Genomic DNA, 19148 nt, shown 5'->3' with positions numbered 1-19148 from the left:
TCAGCCGTCGGGGTGGAGCAGGGCGGCGAAGGCGTCGGCGATCGTCGTCCACGACCACCGCTGCTCCACCCACGCCCGGCCGGCCGTGCCCATCCGGCGGGCGCGCTGCGGGTCGTCGAGCAGGCCGGTGAGGACGTCGGCCACGGCCTCCGGCGAGCGGGGGTCGCCCACCACGTGCCCGGTGACGCCCTCCCGCACCGTCTCCGGCGCCCCACCGGAGGTGCCGGCCACCACGGGCCGGCCGCAGGCGGCCGCCTCCAGGTACACCATGCCCAGGCCCTCGACGTCCAGACCGCCGCGGCGGGTGCGGCAGGGCATGGCGAACACGTCGCCTGCCGCGTAGTGCTCCGGCAGCTGTTCCGGTGGCACCGGCCCGGTGAGGACGACGGAGCGCTCCAGCCCCCGCGCGGCGACCTCCCGGCGCAGGCGGTCCTCCAGCGGGCCGCCGCCGACGAGCAGCAGCCGCGCGTCGGGGTGCCGCGCGAGCACCCGCGGCCACGCCGCGACCAGCACGTCCTGGCCCTTGCGCGGCACCAGCCGTGAGACGCAGGCGACGACGGGTGCGCCGCCCAGCCCGTGGCGCGCCCGCACCGCCGCCCCGTCGGCGTCCGGGGTGAAGCGGTCGACGTCCACCCCGGGCGAGAGTTGCGCCATCCGGGTGACCCCGCCCAGCGCCGGCGCCAGCCGGTCGCGCGTGTAGTCGCTGATGTAGGTCAGCACGTCGAGCCCGGCGGCGATCCGCCGCATCAGCTGCCGCGCGCCGGGCAGCGCCACCCAGCCGGTCTCGTGGCCGTGCGTGGCGCCGACCAGGTGGTGCACCCCGGCGTCCCGCAGCGCCGGGGCGAGCACCCCCAGCGGGGCCGCCGCGCCGAAGAAGGCGGTGTCGCAGCCGTGCCTGCGGGCCAGCCCGGCCGCCGCGCGGGCCACTCCGGGTGTGGGCAGCAGCACGCCGGTCGGGTGGCGGACCACCTCGTAGGGCAGCGCGGCGTCGTGGGCCTGCCAGCCGGGCGACCGGGAGGCGAGCACGACCAGTGACCCCGGCGGGCGGCGGGCCAGCAGTGCGGCGACGAAGGTCTGGATGCCACCCTGGCGCGGCGGGAAGTCGTTGGTGACGACCAGCGTCCTCACCCGGCGTCCTCCAGCCGCTGCCAGTCCTCGGCGAAGGCGATCCGCTGCGCGCCGGTCGGGTGCGAGCCGAAGAACCACTGCCAGGCCGCGGGCGGGTCCGGGTCGCTGAGGTTGGTGGCGGCCAGCTCGCGCTGCATCGCGGTGAACGCCCCGGCGTCCCCGGTGAGGTCGAGCGCGCGCAGGTCGGCGCGCGCCTCCACCTGCCGCGACACCAGGTTCTGCACCGGCGTGCTCAGCAGCCCGCCCACCGACAGCAGGAGCAGCACCAGGGGGACGACGGCCGGGTCCGCCGGCGACCGCGCGCCCGCGCGGCGCAGCAACGGCGTCCAGGACAGCAGCCAGCCCGACAGCGCCACCGCGGCCGCTGCCCCCAGCGCCCCGACCAGGGTGCCGGTGAGCACGTCGCCGTGGACGACGTGGCCGAGCTCGTGCGCCACGATCGACTCGACCTCCTCGTCGGACAGGTGCTCGAGCGTCGTGTCGTAGAGGACGATGCGGCGGGTCGACCCGAAACCGGAGACGTAGGCGTTGAGCGCCGTGGTCCGCCGGGAGGCGTCGGAGACGAGCACGTCCTGCACCGGGGTGCCGTTCTCCTCCGCCAGGTCGAGCAGCTCGGTGCGCAGCTCACCGGGGGGCAGCGGCTCGAAGCGGTTGAACGCCGGCTCGATGACCAGCGGGTAGAGGAACGACCCGACGACGACGAAGCCGGCCGCCACCGCCGCGGCCCACGCCCACCAGGTGCGCGGCGCCCGCCGGACCAGCCAGAGGAAGGACGCCAGCGCGAGGGCGGTGAGGACGGCGCTGATGGCGGTCGAGACCGCGAGGTCGCGCAGCCACAGCCCCCAGCTGCGGATCGAGATGCCGTACCGGTGCCGGACCACCTCGGCGTACGCCGACACCGGGAGCGTGGCCAGCTGGCCGAGGACCACCACGGCCGCCGTGCCCAGCAGCACCTGGGCGACCCGCCCTCCGCCGACCGGTCGCGCCGCGGCCCGCACCACCCGCGCCCCCAGCGGGGTCAGCCCCAGGACGGCGGAGACGGCCAGGCCGAGCAGCAACGAGGTCAGCGAGGCCGGCCGCAGCGCCCCGGCGAAGGCCTCGGTCCGGGTCAGGAGGTCCGGGGGCAGGACCGCCGCCGGGTCGACGGGCGTACGCCCACCCGGCGGCTCGGGCAGCAGCGTCCACGGCGGGACCGTCACGAGGACGACGACGAGCGCGGCGCCGAGCACGCCCGCGACCAGGAGCGCGGCCCGGCGGGAGCTCCCCCCGCCCGCCTCGCTCACCCGGCCGATCCTAGGTCGGGCCGAGCGGCGGCCGGGACGGCACCCGGCCGGGGGTGGACCGGTCGTGGGCGTCCGACCGGCCCCGTCCCGGGTCCCGCCCCGAGCCCTGGCGGCCTCCTTGCAGGGTCCCGCCGCGAGCCTGCGAGTGGCGGGGGGCAAGGGGGTCCTTCCAGGGGAGGACGGGGGCCTTCAGACGATGCGGCGCATCGCGCTGATGCCGCCCATCGAGTCGACGCTCACGACCTTCACCGGCTGGCCCGACGTCGAGGCGTGCACCATCTGGCCGTTGCCGATGTACATCGCCACGTGGCTGACGGGGCTGTGGTAGAAGATCAGGTCGCCGGGCTGCAGCTCGGACCGGGACACCGCGGAGCCCATCGTCGCCTGCATCCGCGAGGAGTGCGGCAGGCTGGTGCCGGCCGCGGCGTACGCGTACTGGGTCAACCCCGAGCAGTCGAAGGCGTCCGGTCCGCCGGCGCCCCACACGTACGGGTCCCCGACCTGCGCCAGGGCGGTGTCGACGGCGGCCTGCGCGGCGCCGGTGGCCGCGGCGGCCGGCGCGGCGGGGACCGGCCGGCCGGCGTGCGCGGCCACCACCTCCTGCTGCTGCGGTGCCGACAGCGCGTCGTACTGCGCCTGGTAGTCGGCGATGTCCGCCTCGAGCCGGGCCTGGCGGGCGGTGACCTCGTCGAGCGTGCGCCGGGCGGCGGTCTGCGCGGCGTCGGCGTCGGCGTGGGCCCGCTCGGCCTCAGCGGCGGACGCGGCGACCTCGCCCAGTACGTCGTCGGTGTGGCCGGCGATGGCGTCGAGGGTGGCCAGCTGCGAGACGAACTCCTCGGCCGACCGGCTGGTCATCAGCAGGTCCAGCTCGGGCATGCCGTCGCCGGAGGTGAAGGCGGTGCGGGCGACCTGGCGGATCCGACCGTCGAGCGCGTCGAGCTGCGACTGGGCCTCGGCGACCGCCTGGTCGGCGCTCCGGACGGCGGCCTGCTGCTGCGCCAGCGTCTCGCGGGCCTCGTTGACCTGCTCGGTGACGACCTCGAGCTCGTGCGCGGCCTGGGCGACCAGCTGGGCGGCCCGCGCGGCGCTCGTGGGGTCCTCCGGATCCGCGACGGCGGTGCCCGGCAGCAGCGTCAGGGCGAGGGTGGCGGTGGCTCCCAGGACCAGTCCGCGGGCGATGCCGCGCGACGGGGTGGGGCGGCGGAACGCGACCGCGAGGTCGGGATGGCACTGATCGACGGCATGCCCCAGTGCAGGGCGGGGGGTCGCCACGGGCGGCGGCTCTCCGTTCTTCCTCAGCGACCGCCTACCGAGTTAGCTGACGGGTTCGGGCTGGGAAGAAGGCGCCCTATCTCCGCGCCCCGGCGGACCGGCGCGCGGGAGAACTCACCCCAGTGCTGCGGTGGGTCCCCGGTTCCCCCTCGGCGCCGGTGCGGCGCGTCGGGCGATTCGGCGGTGAGCGGCCGAGGTCACCCTCGTGCAGGTGACGACCACCCGGCCGGACCGGCTCACCGTACGGGGGTGTCGAAGAAGTGACGAACGGGGGTGCCGGGGACTGTGGGGTCGGTGTTCCTCCTGGTCGGCGACACGCCGTCCGTCGCGCCCGGCTCACGCGGACGCCGGAGCACCCCGCTCACCCGGTGCGCCGCTGCGACCCCTGACCGCCGCCCCGCCGCTGCGGCGCGGCCCGTCGTGCCGGGACCGGGCGGGCCGAGTGCTGGTGGCGCAGCGGCGGCACCAGACCGGCGTCGGCCAGCACCTGGACGGCGCGCCGCTCGACCTCGTCGAACTCCACGACCACCCCCGGCGGCAGCACGACGACGTCCTCGGCGGACAGCCGGTCCTCCCGCCGCCCGGTCATCGGCACGACCGTCGGGTCGGCGCCCTGCCAGCCCGGTGGCGCCCCCAGCAGCACGGTGACGACGCAGTCGCCGCAGCCGGTACCGCGGGCGGTGCAGGTGTCGCAGTCGATGTACACGGTGCACTCCTCTGCTCGCCGACCCTCGTCACGGGAGCCGTCCGTGGCCCCGGTCGATCCGGGCAGGACGCTAGGAGCGGACACCGACAGTTCCGTGCGACCGCGCCCCGACAGACGGGCCGCCAGGCGTTGCACCACCCGATCGTGTCGGATCGTCCCCCGGGAGACGCAGGACCCTGGGCAGCCGAGGCTCCGCGACCTAGGGTCCGTCCCGCTGCGCGGAGCTCGGTCGCGAGGGGGGACACCGATGACAGCGTCTCGGCCCGGAACGGCCGCCCGGCGGGTGGCCGGGTGCTGCACGTGACCGGCTTCGGCCCCTACGTCCTGCACGACCTGCTCGGCCGCGGCGGCATGGGCGAGGTGTACCGCGCCTACGACCGCGAGCAGGCCCGCTGGGTCGCGCTCAAGCTGCTGCCGGCCGGCGTGGCCGCCGACGAGGGGTACGTCGAACGCTTCAAGCGGGAGTCCTACGCCGCCGCGCAGCTCAACGACCCGCACGTCATCCCGATCCACCGCTACGGCGAGATCGAGGGCCGGCTCTACATCGACATGCGCCTGGTCGACGGCACCGACCTCGCCGGGGTGATCGCCCAGGAGGGGCCGCTGCACCCGGCACGGGTGGTGCGGATCGTCGAGCAGGCCGCCCGGGCCCTCGACGCCGCGCACGCCCGGGCGCTGGTCCACCGCGATGTCAAGCCGTCCAACCTCCTGGTCGCGGCGCAGGACTTCGTCTACCTCGTGGACTTCGGGATCGCCCAGGTCGGCGGCACGGGGGCGGCCCCGCCGCTGACCGCGGACGGGTCGACGGTCGGCACCTTCGACTACATGGCCCCCGAACGGCTGTGGGGCGGGGAGGTGGACGGCCGCGCCGACGTCTACTCCCTCGCCTGTGTCCTCTACGAGGCGCTGACCGGGCAGCGCCCGTTCCCCGTCGACGGCGTGCCCGCTCTCATGCACGCCCACACGAGCTCGCCGCCGCCACGGGTCACCGCCCTGCGCCCGGACCTCTCCCCCGGCTGGGACGTCGTGGTCGCCCGCGGGATGGCCAAGGACCCCGACGAGCGGTACCCGACCTGCGGCGCGCTGGTCGGGGACGCGATCGGCGTCCTGCAGGGCGTCGTCCCGGGACACGTACCGGCCACGGTCGTCCCCTCCGCTCCCCCGACCCACGTCCCCGGGCCCGCCGTCGCGCCGCCGACCCACGTGCCGCCCGCCGCCTCCGCGTCCGGCTGGCCGCCGGTCACCACGCAGCCGCCTCCGCGGCGCTCGCGCGGGGTGGCCGGGTGGCTGGTCGCGGCCGTGGCCCTCGTCGTGGTGGCCGTCCTCACCGGGGTGCTGCTCGGGCAGAGCGCGTCCGGCGACGACGCCCCCACCGGGGGCGACGACGCGGCTGCGGGTGCCACTCCACCGGCGGCCGAGGCCGCCGCGCCGTCGCCCGCACAGGAGCCCACCCCCGGGCCGGGTCCGGGACGCGCGTCGGCGCCGGCGACGGAGTCCGGGTCCAGCCCCGCCCCCGACCCGCAGCGGGCAGAGGGCGACCTCGGCCTCGCCACGACGATCTCCAGCCCCGCGTGCGACAGCAGCTGGGTGGTCTTCCTGGGCTCGGCGGTCGATCCCGACACCTACCCGGAGGACGTCGCCGTGCTCCTCGCCGACCACCCCGGCGCCGAGTACCTGCTGACCGAGGGCAGCTGCGCGTCGCTCCGGCAGGAGCTGGACGGCAACCGCATCTACAGCGTGTACGAGGGCCCCTACCCCGACCGGGCGACCGCCTGCGCCGCGCGGGCCCGCGTGGGCGGCGACGCGTACGTCAAGCGCCTGGACGACACGACCCCGCCCGAGCAGCTGTGGACCTGCTGACCGGCCCCGCGCACGGAGCCGCCGGTGTGTGACCACGGCGCGGAGGCACCCGGGCTGCCTCTCCTCACCCGGCGCGCCTTCCTCCGCCGCACCTCGGCGGTCGCGGTGGCGTTGCCCCTCCTGCCGCTCCTGCCCGGCCGCGCCGCCGCGGCCCCGCTCCCCCTCCCCGGGGTGACCGTCCGTCCCCGCGAGGACTGGGCGCGCGGACTGGCCCCCACCGGCCCGCTGACGAGCGAGCGGCCCGGCGACGTCCGGTTCCTGCTGGTGCACCACACCGCGTCGTCCAACACCTACGCCCCCGACGCCGTGCCCGACCAGATCCGGGGCTTCTACGCGATGCACACCGGCCCGGCGAAGAACTGGCCCGACGTCGCCTACAACTTCTTCGTCGACCGGTACGGCACGGTGTGGGAGGGCCGCGCCGGCAGCCTGTCCGGCCCGGTGCAGCCCGACGCGACCGGCGGCAGCCAGGGCTTCGCGCAGCTGTGCTGCTTCATCGGCGACCACTCGACGGAAGCGCCGACCGAGGAGGCCCACCGGTCGATGGTGGCCCTGCTGGCGGCGCTCGCCGACGTGTACGGCATCGACACCGCCCCCGGCGCCACGGCCGACTTCGTGTCGCGTGGCTCCAACCGGTGGCCGGCCGGCACCCCGGTGACGGCGGCGACCATCTCCGGGCACCGCGACATGTCGCTCACCGCGTGCCCGGGCGACGCCGCCTACCCGCTGGTGCGCGACGTCTTCCCCGCGGAGGTCACCGCCCTGCGCACGGCCCGCTCCACCCCGGCGCCGGCGCCGGCGCCGCCCCCGCCCACCCCCACCGCGCCGAGCGCGGCCGGGACGACGCCGGCGGCCGGGACGACGCCGGCGGCCGGGACGGCGGCGGCCGGGACGGCGGCGGCCGAGGCAGGCGGCACCGCCGTCGCGCGGACCTCGTGGACCACCCCGGCGCTGCTCGCCTCCGGGGGTGCTCTCGCAGCCGCGGCCGCGACCGGGCTCGCCGTCCGCCACCGTCGGCGCGCGTCCGCGGCCGGCCGTCGGGCACCGGACGCGGGTGACCGGGCGTGGCGGGTCGAGGAGTCGGCCGGCACGGCGGACACGGGAGGCGAACCGCCCGTGCGGTCGGAGGGCACCGTCCACGAGCGGGGCACCTCCGCGCTGGTCGCCGTCGTGGCCAGCGCGGACCGCCCCTCGCCGGCCGTGCGCGCCGCGCTCAACGGCGGCCGCCTCGCCGCCCGTGAGGTGGACCAGCAGGCGCAGCGCCGGGAGCACGACCCCGAGCGCGCGGCGGCGCTGGTGCTGTCGAGGTCGGTGCGCGCCGGCCACACCGCCGCCCGCGGGCGGACCCCGGCCCTGCAGGTCGCCGTCGTGGTCGTGCTCGGGGGCACCGTCACCCTCGTGACCACCGACGAGTCGATGGGGGCGGTGCTCACGGTCGGTGGCACCGTGCTGCGACCGGTCCTCGTCCGTCCCGCCGCACCCGGGGACGCCCCGTTCCTCCACTCCGTCTCCTCCCCGGAGTCCGATGCGGCCACGGCGGTGATCGCCTCCCCCACGCCGCCGTCGTCCCGGGACACGGCGGCCGCGGAGCGGCTGCCCGACCTGTGCCGTCGGCTGTCCACCACGTCGGACGCGGCCCGCGCGGTGGCCGGCTTCCAGCACGACCACTACGGCGCGACGGGGACGCCGGCCGCGGTGGTCGCCCTGGTGCACGACGCCGTCCTCCCGACGACCACCTCCGGGCGGTGACGTGAGCACCCCCGAGGGGCAGACCGGGGCCGCACCCGCCGCCCCACCCGCGCCTCCGGGTGCCCTGCAGGTCCGCGCCGAGGGCCACCGGCTGGTGCTCGGACCCGGCCGCCCGTTCGTGATCGGCCGCGGTGAGGGCACCGACCTGGACCTGTCCCATCCCAGCGTGTCGCGCCGGCACCTGGTCCTCGAGCCGGACCCGGCCGGCTGGACGGTGACCGACTGCAGCCGCAACGGGACCTTCCTCGGCGAGGACCGCATCACCCGGCTGGCGGTGACCGGTCCGGTCCGCCTGCGGCTGGGCGGGGTCTCCGACGGCGCGACGGTCGACCTGCAGCCCGCCGGTACCGCGGTCCTGCCGCCGGTACCGCCCCGCCTCACCCAGCAGGGCAGGCTCTCGGCGGTACACGCGGTGGGGAGCTCGCGGATCACCGTCGGTCGGCTGCCGGACAACGACGTCGTCCTCGACGACCTGCTGGTGTCCCGGCGACACGCGGAGCTGCGGCGCGGTCCCCACGGGTGGGTCCTCACCGACCTGGGCAGCGGCAACGGCACGTTCGTCAACGGCCGCCGGGTGACCGAGACCGCCGTGGGCCCCGACGACGTGATCGGCATCGGGCGCGGCCTCCTGCAGCTCGAGGGCGACCACCTGGTGGCCTCCGTCGATCGCGGCGGCAACGCCTTCGAGGCCGACGGGCTCACCGTCGTCACCCCGCAGGGCACGACGCTGCTGCAGTCGGTGGGCTTCGCCCTGCCCCGGAACGCCCTGCTCGCCGTCATCGGCCCCAGCGGAGCGGGCAAGTCCACCCTGCTGCACGCCCTCACCGGTGCCCGCCCGGCCGACAGCGGCCACGTCCGCTACGCCGGCCGTGACCTCTACGAGGACTACGACGAGCTGCGCCACCGCATCGGCCTCGTGCCGCAGGACGACGTGCTGCACACCCAGCTGACCGTGCGGCAGGCCCTCACCTACGCGGCGCGGCTGCGCTTCCCGGCCGACACCTCGGCCGCGGACCGGCGGCAGCGCGTGGACGAGGTGCTCGAGGACCTCGGCCTCACCGCGCACGCCGGGAAGCGGATCACCAGCCTGTCCGGAGGCCAGCGCAAGCGCACCAGCGTCGCCCTCGAGCTGCTGACCAAGCCGTCGCTGCTGTTCCTCGACGAGCCCACCTCCGGGCTCGACCCGGGCATGGACCGGTCGGTCATGCGCACCCTGCGCTCCATCGCCGACGACGGCCGCACGGTCGTCGTCGTCACGCACAACGTCGCCAACCTCGAGGTCTGCGACCAGCTGCTGGTGCTCGCCCCCGGTGGCTGGGTGGCCTACGCGGGACCGCCCGCCGACGCCCTGCGCTACTTCGGCCAGCCCGACTTCGCCGAGGTCTTCCTGCTGCTGGACACCGCGCCGGGTGAGGAGTGGGCACGCCGGTTCCGGGAGTCCCCCGACGGACGGCGGGCCGCCGGCTCCGCCGCGCGCCGGCAGGCCGCCGGCCGGCCGGTGCACCACCCACCGCCCGCCGCGGGGCCCAGGCAGCAGAGCCCGTCCACCCAGTTCGCGGTGCTCGTCCGCCGGTACCTGGCCGTGATCGCGTCCGACCGGCAGTACGCGCTGTCGCTGGCCGTCCTGCCCCTGGTCCTCAGCGCCCTCGCCCACGCCGTGCCCGGGTCCTCGGGCCTCTCGGTCAGCGCGGCGCTGCGGACCGGGGAGGCCCAACCCCGCCAGCTGCTCCTCGTGCTCGTCATCGGTGCCGCACTGATGGGAGCCGCGGCCTCGGTCCGGGAACTGGTCAAGGAGCGACCGGTGTACCGGCGGGAACGCGCGATCGGCCTCTCCCTCGGCGCCCACCTCGCCTCCAAGGTGGTGGTCCTGGCCGTGGTGACCGGGCTGCAGGCGGTCCTGTTCACCTGGGTCGGCCTGCTCGGCCGGGACGGCCCCGACGACCCGCTGCTGCTGGCCCCCGGCCGCGTCGAGGTGCTCCTCGCGGTGGTCGGCGTCACCTGGGCCAGCATGCTGACCGGACTGGCGATCTCGGCCGCGATCGACAACGCCGACCGGGGCATGCCGCTGCTGGTCCTGCTGGTCATGGTCCAGCTGGTCCTCTGCGGCGGGCTGTTCCCCGTCGAGGGCCGCGTCCTGCTCGAGCAGCTGGCCTGGCTGGTGCCCTCCCGATGGGGCTTCTCGATGGCCGCCGCCACCGCGGACCTCGGTGCGCTGGACCCGGGGCCCGGCGACCCGACGTGGGGGCACTCCGCGACGACCTGGCTGTCCGACGCGGTCCTGCTGCTGGCGACCGCGGTGGCGCTCGTGGTCGTGACGGCACTGCTGCTCGCCCGCCTGGACCCCCGGCAGCGCGCCCGCCGTCGCTGACCGGCCCCGGGGCCGGTCGACGATCCGGCCGTTCCCCGGCGCGCGTTCCCGGGACTGTCAGCGCCCCGACCTACCGTCCGCACCGTGCGCCCTTCCCCCGCCCGGCCGGTGCCGCTCTCCCCCGCCCGCCTCGCCGGGACGGCGGCCCGCGCCGCCGCCGGGCTGCCCCGCTACGAGCAGGCCACGATCGACGAGCTCGGCACCCCGCTGGCGGAGGTCACCTTCGTCGTGGTCGACCTGGAGACCACCGGCGGCTCGCCGAAGGACTGCGCGATCACCGAGATCGGCGCGGTCAAGGTGCGCGGCGGGGAGGTGCTCGGCGAGTTCCAGACCCTCGTCGACCCCGGCTGCGAGATCCCGCCCTACATCAGCGTGCTCACCGGGATCACCTCGACGATGGTGGCCGCGGCCCCGCGCATCGGCGCCGTCCTGCCGCACTTCCTGGAGTTCGCCCGCGGCGCGGTGCTGGTCGCGCACAACGCGCCCTTCGACCTCGGCTTCCTCCGGGCCGCGTGCGCCGAGAACGGCATCCCCTGGCCGGCCGCGGCCTCGGTCGACACCGCCGTCCTCGCCCGCCGGCTGCTCAGCCGCGACGAGGTCCCCAACTGCAAGCTGGCCACCCTCGCGCCCTACTTCCGCACCAGCACCGAGCCCTGCCACCGGGCGCTGGCCGACGCCCGCGCCACCGTCGACGTCCTGCACGGGCTGTTCGAGCGGCTGGGCCCGCTCGGCATCACCAGCCTGGAGGAGCTGACCGGCCTCACCCGGCAGGTCGACCCGGAGCGGCTGCGCAAGCGGCACCTGGCCGACGACGTGCCGCACGGCCCGGGCGTCTACGTGTTCCGCGGTCCCCGCGACGAGCCGCTCTACGTCGGGACGTCGACCGACCTGCGCAGCCGGGTGCGCAGCTACTTCACCGCCGGCGAGCAGCGCAGCCGGATGACCGAGATGGTGGCGCTGGCCACGCGGGTCGACGCGATCCCGTGCGCGCACGACCTCGAGGCCGCCGTCCGCGAGCTGCGGCTGATCGCCGAGCACAAACCGCGCTACAACCGGCGCTCGCGGTTCCCCGAGCGGGCGCTGTGGGTGCGGCTGACCGAGGAGCCCTTCCCGCGGCTGTCGGTGGTCCGCCGCGTGCGCCCGGGCGCTGGGGTCTTCCTCGGCCCGTTCCCCGACCGGCGCGCGGCCGACGCCGCGGTGGCCGCCGTCCACGAGTCCCTGCCGCTGCGCCAGTGCACCGGCCGGCTGTCGGTGCGGGTGCTCGGCACCGCCTGCGCGCTGGCCGGCATGGGTCGCTGCGGCGCACCGTGCACCGGCGCCCAGTCGGTCCAGGAGTACGGGGAGGTCGCCGCGGTCCTCCGCACCGCGGTGGCCGCCGACCCGCACGCCCTGCTCCAGCCGCTGCTGGCGCGGGTCGAACGGCTGTCCGCCGAGGAGCGCTACGAGGACGCCGCCGTCCTGCGTGACCGCGTCGCCACCCTCGTGCGCGCGGTGCGGCGGCGGCAGCGGCTGGAGTCCCTGGCCGCGGTGCCCGAGCTGGTGCTGGCCCGCCCGGACGGCGAGGGCGGCTGGCAGCTGTCCGTCGTCCGCCGGGGCCGGTTGGTGGCCGCCGGGTGCGCCGCCCGCGGCAGCTCGGTGCGGGCGACCCTCGAGGGGCTGCTGGCGACGGCGGAGACGCCCCTGGGCCCCGACGGCGAGCTGGCCGCCTCGGTCGACGAGACCGAGCTGGTGCTGCGCTGGATGGAGAAGCCCGGCACCCGGCTGGTGCAGGTCGACGGCACGCTGGCCTGCCCGGTCCCGGGCACGGGGAGCTACACCGGCTTCCTCGACCGGGTGGACGCCGGCCGCGCCGGGCGCGACCCGTTCGCCGACGGCCGCTCGCTGGGCACCCGGGCCCGGCCCGAGCGGGTCTCCCACGGGGCCGCCATGAGCCGGTGACCTGCTGGAACGGCCCTCCTGCAGGGGCCCGCGCCGAGCCTGTGACGTGCTGGAACGGCCCCGCTGCAGGGACCCGCCGCGAGCGGAGCGAGTGGTGGGGGCAGGGGGGTCCTTCTAGCATCCCCGGCGTGATCACCGCCATCGTCATGATCGACGCGGCCACCGACGCGATCCCCGAGGTGGCCGAGGCCGTCGCCGACCTCGAGGGGGTCAGCGAGGTCTACTCGACGGCCGGAGAGGTCGACCTCATCGCGGTCGTCCGGGTCCGCGAGTTCGACCAGGTGGCCGAGGTGATCGCCGGGCGCATCAACAAGGTGCCCGGCGTGTTGGAGACCGAGACCCACATCGCCTTCCGCGCCTACTCCCGGCACGACCTCGAGGCGGCCTTCTCGATCGGCCTGGAGTCCGCCGACTAGGAGAGGTCCCCTTGCCCCCACCGCTCGCACGCTCGCGGCGGGACCCTGCAAGGGGCCGTCAGCCGCGCAGCGCCCGGCTGGTCTCCACCCAGCGCGCCAGCCGGGCCTCGGCCCGCCCGTCGTCCACGGCGGCCGCCGCCCGCTCCAGGCCGGCGGCCAGCGCGTCGTGCAGCCGCGCGGGTCGTTCGGCGAAGGCGGCCAGCGCGGCGGCGGCGTTGAGCAGCACCGCGTCGCGCACCGGACCCGGCTCGCCGGCCATCACCCGCCGGAACACGTCGGCGTTGAAAGCCGGGTCGCCACCCCGCAGCGCGTCGGCCGGCGGCTGCGCGATGCCCAGCGCCGAGGGGTCGACCCGGTCGGGCTCCACCTCGCCGCCGCGCACCACCCACACCGAGGAGGTCGTCGCCGTCGTCAGCTCGTCGAGGCCGTCGTCCCCCCGGAAGACCAGCGCCCGCATGCCGCGGGCGGCGAGGACCTCGGCCACCACGGGCGCCATGCGCGCGTCGGCGACCCCGATCGCGGCCGCGGCCGGCCGTGCGGGGTTGGTCAGCGGCCCGAGGAAGTTGAAGACCGTCGCGATGCCCATCTCCCGCCGCGGGACGGCGGCGTGCCGCATGCCCGGGTGGAACACCGGCGCGAAGAAGAAGCCGATGCCGGCCTCCTCGACGCAGCGCGCCACCGCCGGCGCCGGCAGGTCGATGACCACACCCAGCGCCTCCAGCACGTCGGCGGCACCGGAGGACGACGACGCCGCTCGCCCGCCGTGCTTGGCGACCGGCACCCCGGCCGCCGCCGTGACGACCGCGGCCATCGTGGAGATGTTGACCGTGTGCGCGCCGTCGCCCCCGGTGCCGACGATGTCGACCGAGGCCAGCGGCAGCTCGACCGGCGTCGCCCGCGCCAGCATCTCCGCGGCCAGACCGCCGAGCTCCTGCGGCGCCACGCCCTTGGCGCGCAGCGCGACGGCGAAGGCGGCGATCTGCGCGGGCGTGGCCTCGCCGGTCATCACCTCGCGCATGGCCCAGCTCGTGTCGTCGGCGGAGAGGTCCTCGCGCGCCAGCAGGCGGTTGAGCAGCGCCGCCCAGGTCGGTCGGGCGCTCACCGGGCGACCGGGCGCCGTCCCACCCGGTCGCGCAGCAGGCCGGCGACGACGGCGGGGGCGGTCAGCGGGTCGACGGGGAGGGGCAGAGTGGCGTCGGCCCGCGACCAGTGCGCCAGCCACCGGTCGGGCTGCCGGGCGACGAGCACGCACAACGCCGGGCGGTCGGCGACCTCCACGGTCAGCTGGCGGGCCAGCGCCAGCCCGCCGGTGGGCTGGGACTCGCCGTCGAGGATGCAGAGGTCCACGCCACCGGCGTCCACGGTGTCGACGACGTCCTCGCCCGTGGCGCACTCGATCCACGTCAGCGGTCCCACGTCGGCGGCCGGGCGGCGACCCACCGCGGTGCGCACGGCGGCCCGCACGTCGGGCCGGGAGCTGTAGACCAGGACGGTGGCCGGGGCGGCGTTGCTCACGGCGCCGAGCGTAGTGGCAGCGAGCCCGCTGACCAGGCAGCACGGGATCTCGGTATCGAGGAGGTCACGGCGTCGCCGCGCCGTCCCACCCGCGGTCGTGACCTTGCCGGGAGCGATGCCATGATGGGCCCCGTGACAACGGCTCCCCTGGCGAGCAGCACCTTCGACACCTCCCGGGTGCACTCCCTGACCCGACCGAACCTGGTGAGCGTCGGCACGATCATCTGGCTCTCCAGCGAGCTGATGTTCTTCGCCGGTCTGTTCGCCATGTACTTCACGGCGCGCGCCCGGGCCCTCGAGGGGTGGCCACCGGAGCCGACGCACCTCAACCTGCCGTACGCGCTGACGTTCACGATCATCCTGGTGGCCTCTTCCGTCACCTGCCAGCTGGGCGTGTTCGCGGCAGAACAGGGCAACGTGTACGGCCTGCGCCGCTGGTTCACGATCACCTTCCTGATGGGCCTGACCTTCGTCCTCGGGCAGGGCTTCGAGTACATCCAGCTGGTCGAGGAGGGGACGTCGATCTCGTCGTCGACCTACGGATCCGTCTTCTACCTGACGACCGGCTTCCACGGCCTCCACGTCATCGGGGGCCTCGTCGCCTTCATCTACCTGCTCATCCGGTCCACCATGGGCCGCTTCACGCCGGCACAGGCGACCTCGGCCATCGTGGTCTCCTACTACTGGCACTTCGTCGACGTCGTGTGGATCGGGCTCTTCGCCACGATCTACCTGATCCGCTAGGGAACCGGTGTCCACCACGAACCCGCAGTCCGACGCCCCGTCCGACGAGGGCGCCCCCCGCGGCCTCCGCCGCTGGTCCCGCCGTGTCGCCGACGGCTCGCCCGCCGCCGCAGCCCGCGCCCGTCGTCGGTCCAAGCAGCGCCGCCGCGTCGCCAACGTGGCCGGCCTGATGGCCGCCCTGGTGCTCACCGGCACCCTCTACTCGGCGCTCTCCCCCGCGTACGCGACCGACGAGAGCAACACCAGCGAGTCCTCCGCCGAGGCCGCCGGTCGCGAGCTCTACGAGCGCAGCTGCATCACCTGCCACGGCGAGAACCTCGAGGGCGTGCCCACCCGCGGTCCCTCGCTGATCGGCGTCGGCGAGGCCGCCGTCTACTTCCAGGTGCACACCGGCCGCATGCCGCTGGTCCGCCAGGAGGCCCAGGGCCCGGACAAGCCGGCGGTCTTCTCCGACGAGGAGATCGACCAGCTCATGGCCTACGTCCAGGCCAACGGCGGCGGGCCCACGCTGCCCTCCGGTGACCTGCGCGAGGGCGACCTCACCGAGGGCGGCGAGCTGTTCCGGCTCAACTGCGCGTCCTGCCACAACTTCGTCGGCGAGGGCGGCGCCCTCTCCTCCGGCAAGCGGGCGCCGAGCCTCGAGGACGCCAACGACCTCGAGATCTACACCGCGATGCTGACCGGCCCCGAGAACATGCCGGTCTTCGGGGACAACCAGCTCACCCCCGAGGAGAAGCGCTCCATCGTCAACTACGTCCAGACCGTCAAGGAGCAGGCCGACCCGGGCGGCTTCGGCGTCGGCCGCATCGGCCCCGTCGCCGAGGGCGTCGTCATCTGGGTCGTGGGCGTGGCCGCGCTGCTGTTCGGCATCTTCTGGATGGGCAGCAAGGCGTGACCGCGCACACCATCTCCCCCACGGCACCACGACAGCTGACCCCCTGCTGGGGGCACCACCCGCTTGCGGGGGACAGCGAGGAGGCAGCGTGAGCACCCGCGAGAGCGCCCCGGGGTCGACCGGCGGCGCGGACGTCCCCGGTCCCCTGCACGGCGGTCCGGACGACGACTACACCCCCGAGCAGCTCGCGACCCTGTCGCGGGAGGAGCTCGACCTGCTGGGCGCCCGGTACGACGACGTGCAGGTGCTGCACGTCGACCCGGGCCCCGAGCCGGGGTCCGCGGTGGAGAAGCAGGCCGTCCGTCAGGTCGCGCTGACCTTCGGCCTCGCCGGGCTGGCCGCGTTCGCGGCGTTCGTCATCTACGCCGGCTCCGGCTGGTTCCTGCCCGACTGGCAGTGGACCATCACCGAGGGCGGCTGGAGCGCCATCTTCACCCCGATGATCGGGGCGCTCGGCGGGCTGGCCCTGATCCTGGTCGGCGTCGGCATGGTGCTGTACACGAAGAAGCTGCTCCCGCACGAGACCGCCGTCCAGGACAAGCACGACGGGTCGCACTTCGACCGGGTCACCACCGGCGCGACCCTCGTCGGCGGTCTGCACAACAGCGGCCTGGCCCGCCGCAAGCTCATCACCCGCTCGCTGGTGTTCATGGGCAGCGGGATCGGGCTCATGCTGCTCATGCCGCTGGGCGGCCTCATCCGGAACCCGAACACCGGCGACCCGCTCGGCACCACGAGCTGGGCGGAGGGCGTCCGCCTCGTCCGCGACGACGGCAGCCCGATCCGTCCCGGCGACCAGCAGCCGGGCTCCCTGGAGACGGTCTTCCCGGCCGTCGCCGGCGGCAACCGGGAGTCCGACGCCGCCACGATGCTCATCCGGCTGCGTCCGGAGCAGGTGTCGGTCGACCGGCCCCGCACCGGCCAGGAGGACTTCGGCTACGGCGACTACGTGGCCTACTCGAAGATCTGCACCCACGCCGGTTGTCCGGTCTCGCTCTACGAGCAGGAGACCAGCCGCATCCTGTGCCCGTGCCACCAGTCGCAGTTCGACGTGACGCAGGGCGCCAAGCCGGTCTTCGGCCCGGCCACCCGCCCCCTGCCGCAGCTGCCGATCACTGTCGACGACGAGGGCTACTTCGTAGCGCGTAGTGACTACATTGAGGCTGTTGGCCCCACCTACTGGAACCGGGAGCGCATCTGATGGCTCGTACCGCCACAGCGCCGGGTGTCCCGACCACGCGACTGGGCAAGGCGGCGCTGGAGGTCGACGACCGTCTGATCGTCGCCGGCCCGCTGCGCCGAACCCTGAACAAGGTCTTCCCCGACCACTGGTCGTTCCTGCTCGGCGAGATCGCGCTCTACTCGTTCATCGTCCTGCTGCTGTCCGGCACCTACCTGACCTTCTTCTTCGACGCCTCCATGCGTGAGGTCGTCTACGAGGGCACGTACGCGCCGCTGCGGGGCGCCGAGATGTCGGCCGCCTACGAGTCGACGCTGTACATCTCGTTCGACGTCCGCGGCGGCCTGTTCATGCGTCAGCTGCACCACTGGGCGGCGCTGCTGTTCGTGGCCGCGATCGTCATCCACCTGCTGCGCATCTTCTTCACCGGCGCCTTCCGGCGCCCGCGTGAGACGAACTGGCTGATCGGCGTCGCCCTGCTCGTCCTGTCGTTCGCCATGGGCTTCACCGGCTACTCGATGCCGGACGACCTGCTCTCCGGCACCGGGCTGCGGATCGTCTCGGCGATCATCCTGGCGATCCCGGTGGTCGGCACCTGGGTGCACTGGGCGGTCTTCAACGGTGACTACGTCGGTGAGTTCATCGTCGGCCGGATGTACATCGTGCACGTGCTGATCGTCCCGGCGATCATCCTCGCCCTGATCGCCCTGCACCTGCTGATCCTGGTCAAGCAGAAGCACACCCAGTTCCCCGGCCCGGGGCGGACCGAGCACAACGTGGTCGGCAACCGGCTGTTCCCCGCCTTCGCCGGCAAGGCCGGTGGCCTGTTCTTCATCGTGTTCGGCGTCTGCGCCGCGCTCGGTGGCCTGGTGCAGATCAACCCGGTGTGGCTGTGGGGCCCGTACAACCCGGCGCAGGTCTCGGCGGCATCGCAGCCCGACTGGTACGTCATGTTCCTCGACGGCTCGACGCGTCTGTTCCCGGCGTGGGACATCAACCTGCCCGGCAACTACCAGATCCCGGCGTTGTTCTGGCCGACCGTGGTGCTCCCGGGCATCCTCTTCACGCTCCTGGCGCTGTACCCCATGATCGAGCGGAAGCTGACCCGGGACACGGCATCGCACCACCTGCTGCAGCGTCCGCGGGACGTCCCCGTGCGGACGTCGCTGGGGATGATGGCCATCACCTTCTACGTGGTCCTGCTGATCTCGGGCGGGAACGACGTCATCGCCGAGAAGTTCGACATCAGCCTCAACGCGATGACCTGGGCCGGCCGCATCGGGCTGGTCATCCTGCCTCCCCTCGCCTACGTGTTCACGTACCGCATCTGCCTGGGCCTGCAGAAGCACGACCGGGAGGTCCTGGAGCACGGCCTGGAGACCGGTGTCATCCGGCGGCTGCCGCACGGTGAGTTCATCGAGGTGCACCAGCCCCTCGGCCCGGTCGACGAGCACGGCCACGGCCAGCTGGCCTACGGCGGCGCTCCGGTGCCCAAGCGGATGAACCAGGTCGGCGGTGCCCGCCGCGCGATCCGCGGGTTCTTCAAGCCGATCGAGGAGCCGGCTCAGGTCGAGCTCGAGCAGCGTCAGGACGAGCACGGCCTGGCGGCTGCTGAGGCCGACCGCGAGCTGACCACCTCCGGCCGTCCCTCCGACGGTGGCCGGCCGCAGGAGCCGCGCGACTGAGCACCTGCACCACGCAGCAGGGCCCCGACGGGAGACCGTCGGGGCCCTGCTGCGTTCCGGGGTGACGGCGCCGGTCACGTCCCCGCCGAGGCGACCGCCGCCCCGTCCCCCGGATCGGAGGCCACCCAGCACCACGGCTCAGCGCCCCACGACGGCTCGCGTCCCCGGGGAGCCCCGCGAGGTGGGGTCGGCGAGCAGAGCCGGAGGGCCCTGGGGGCCGCTCGGCCCGCCGAGGGGCCCGTCACGCGCCGACGCCCGAGGTGCACCTCGCCCACCCCGTGCACCCGCCACACGCCCGGTGGAGCCGGGGGGGGGGGGGGGGGGGGGGGGGGGGGGGGGGGGGGGGGGGGGGGGGGGGGGGGGGGGGGGGGGGCGGGCGGCGGGGGGCGGGGCGGCGCCGGGGCGCCCC

At 75.4% G+C, this 19148-nt stretch carries 15 protein-coding genes and 1 riboswitch; of the genes, 9 read left to right on the top strand and 6 right to left on the bottom strand.

Translation table 11 applies throughout. The features are described from left to right. From ACI79G_RS02630 to ACI79G_RS02615, 4 genes are all read right to left on the bottom strand, one after another. Positions 1-1128, bottom strand: coding sequence for a glycosyltransferase family 4 protein (locus ACI79G_RS02630; RefSeq protein WP_456879445.1), 1128 nt, complete (start codon positions 1126-1128; stop codon positions 1-3). Next, positions 1125-2411 carry a M48 family metallopeptidase gene (locus tag ACI79G_RS02625; protein ID WP_456879443.1) on the bottom strand — a complete coding sequence of 429 codons (1287 nt, stop codon included), beginning with the start codon at positions 2409-2411 and terminating at the stop codon, positions 1125-1127. Before ACI79G_RS02625 ends, ACI79G_RS02630 begins: the two co-directional genes overlap by 4 nt. Before the next feature lie 189 nt (positions 2412-2600). Beyond that, a complete protein-coding gene (locus tag ACI79G_RS02620) occupies positions 2601-3683 on the bottom strand; it encodes an NlpC/P60 family protein (protein WP_456879441.1) in 1083 nt (360 codons plus the stop codon). A 16-nt stretch (positions 3684-3699) separates the two neighbouring features. Beyond that, positions 3700-3848: riboswitch (cyclic di-AMP (ydaO/yuaA leader) on the bottom strand. Between the two features lie 196 nt (positions 3849-4044). After that, positions 4045-4389: a hypothetical protein gene (locus ACI79G_RS02615; protein WP_456879438.1), complete on the bottom strand. Its 345-nt coding sequence runs from the start codon at positions 4387-4389 to the stop codon at positions 4045-4047. A 291-nt stretch (positions 4390-4680) separates the two neighbouring features. Here ACI79G_RS02615 and ACI79G_RS02610 point away from each other — a divergent pair, with 291 nt between their 5' ends. The 5 genes from ACI79G_RS02610 (at position 4681) to ACI79G_RS02590 (ending at position 12720) form a co-directional block, all read left to right on the top strand. Then, positions 4681-6249, top strand: coding sequence for a protein kinase domain-containing protein (locus ACI79G_RS02610; protein WP_456879434.1), 1569 nt, complete (start codon positions 4681-4683; stop codon positions 6247-6249). Positions 6250-6420: 171 nt separating this feature from the next. Next, complete coding sequence (locus ACI79G_RS02605) at positions 6421-7998, top strand: N-acetylmuramoyl-L-alanine amidase (protein WP_456879431.1); 1578 nt, start codon at positions 6421-6423, stop codon at positions 7996-7998. Between the two features lies 1 nt (position 7999). Next, positions 8000-10366: an FHA domain-containing protein gene (locus ACI79G_RS02600; protein WP_456879429.1), complete on the top strand. Its 2367-nt coding sequence runs from the start codon at positions 8000-8002 to the stop codon at positions 10364-10366. Between the two features lie 84 nt (positions 10367-10450). Then, entirely contained in the window at positions 10451-12304 is a 1854-nt protein-coding gene (locus tag ACI79G_RS02595; protein WP_456879427.1) for a DEDD exonuclease domain-containing protein, read from the top strand. A gap of 128 nt (positions 12305-12432) precedes the next feature. Continuing rightward, entirely contained in the window at positions 12433-12720 is a 288-nt protein-coding gene (locus ACI79G_RS02590; RefSeq protein ID WP_091219479.1) for an Lrp/AsnC family transcriptional regulator, read from the top strand. A gap of 58 nt (positions 12721-12778) precedes the next feature. Here the strand turns inward: ACI79G_RS02590 and trpD are convergent, their stop codons facing one another. Both trpD and ACI79G_RS02580 read right to left on the bottom strand, forming a co-directional pair. Then, entirely contained in the window at positions 12779-13822 is a 1044-nt protein-coding gene (trpD, locus tag ACI79G_RS02585) for an anthranilate phosphoribosyltransferase (RefSeq protein WP_456879425.1), read from the bottom strand. Beyond that, positions 13819-14235, bottom strand: a complete 417-nt coding sequence (locus ACI79G_RS02580; protein ID WP_456879423.1) for a hypothetical protein — start codon at positions 14233-14235, stop codon at positions 13819-13821. The genes trpD and ACI79G_RS02580 overlap by 4 nt, the downstream gene beginning before the upstream one ends. 132 nt (positions 14236-14367) lie before the next feature. Here ACI79G_RS02580 and ctaE point away from each other — a divergent pair, with 132 nt between their 5' ends. From ctaE to qcrB, 4 genes are all read left to right on the top strand, one after another. Then, positions 14368-14979: an aa3-type cytochrome oxidase subunit III gene (gene ctaE, locus ACI79G_RS02575; protein WP_281241938.1), complete on the top strand. Its 612-nt coding sequence runs from the start codon at positions 14368-14370 to the stop codon at positions 14977-14979. 7 nt (positions 14980-14986) lie between these two features. Further along, positions 14987-15874, top strand: coding sequence for a cytochrome bc1 complex diheme cytochrome c subunit (qcrC, locus tag ACI79G_RS02570; protein ID WP_456879422.1), 888 nt, complete (start codon positions 14987-14989; stop codon positions 15872-15874). A gap of 88 nt (positions 15875-15962) precedes the next feature. After that, positions 15963-17075, top strand: a complete 1113-nt coding sequence (qcrA, locus tag ACI79G_RS02565; RefSeq protein ID WP_456879420.1) for a cytochrome bc1 complex Rieske iron-sulfur subunit — start codon at positions 15963-15965, stop codon at positions 17073-17075. Continuing rightward, entirely contained in the window at positions 17075-18739 is a 1665-nt protein-coding gene (gene qcrB / locus ACI79G_RS02560; RefSeq protein ID WP_456879418.1) for a cytochrome bc1 complex cytochrome b subunit, read from the top strand. The genes qcrA and qcrB overlap by 1 nt, the downstream gene beginning before the upstream one ends. Positions 18740-19148 lie beyond the last annotated feature (409 nt).

It is taken from the genome of Geodermatophilus sp. SYSU D00779, assembly GCF_054050595.1.
The sequence above is the reverse complement of the archived record's forward strand: the minus strand, read 5'-3'. Positions and strand labels throughout refer to the sequence as shown.

Coding starts and splice junctions, on each gene's coding strand:
- qcrB (WP_456879418.1), top strand. CDS start 17,075: ATGGCTCGTACCGCCACAGCGCCGGGTGTCCCGACCACGCGACTGGGC.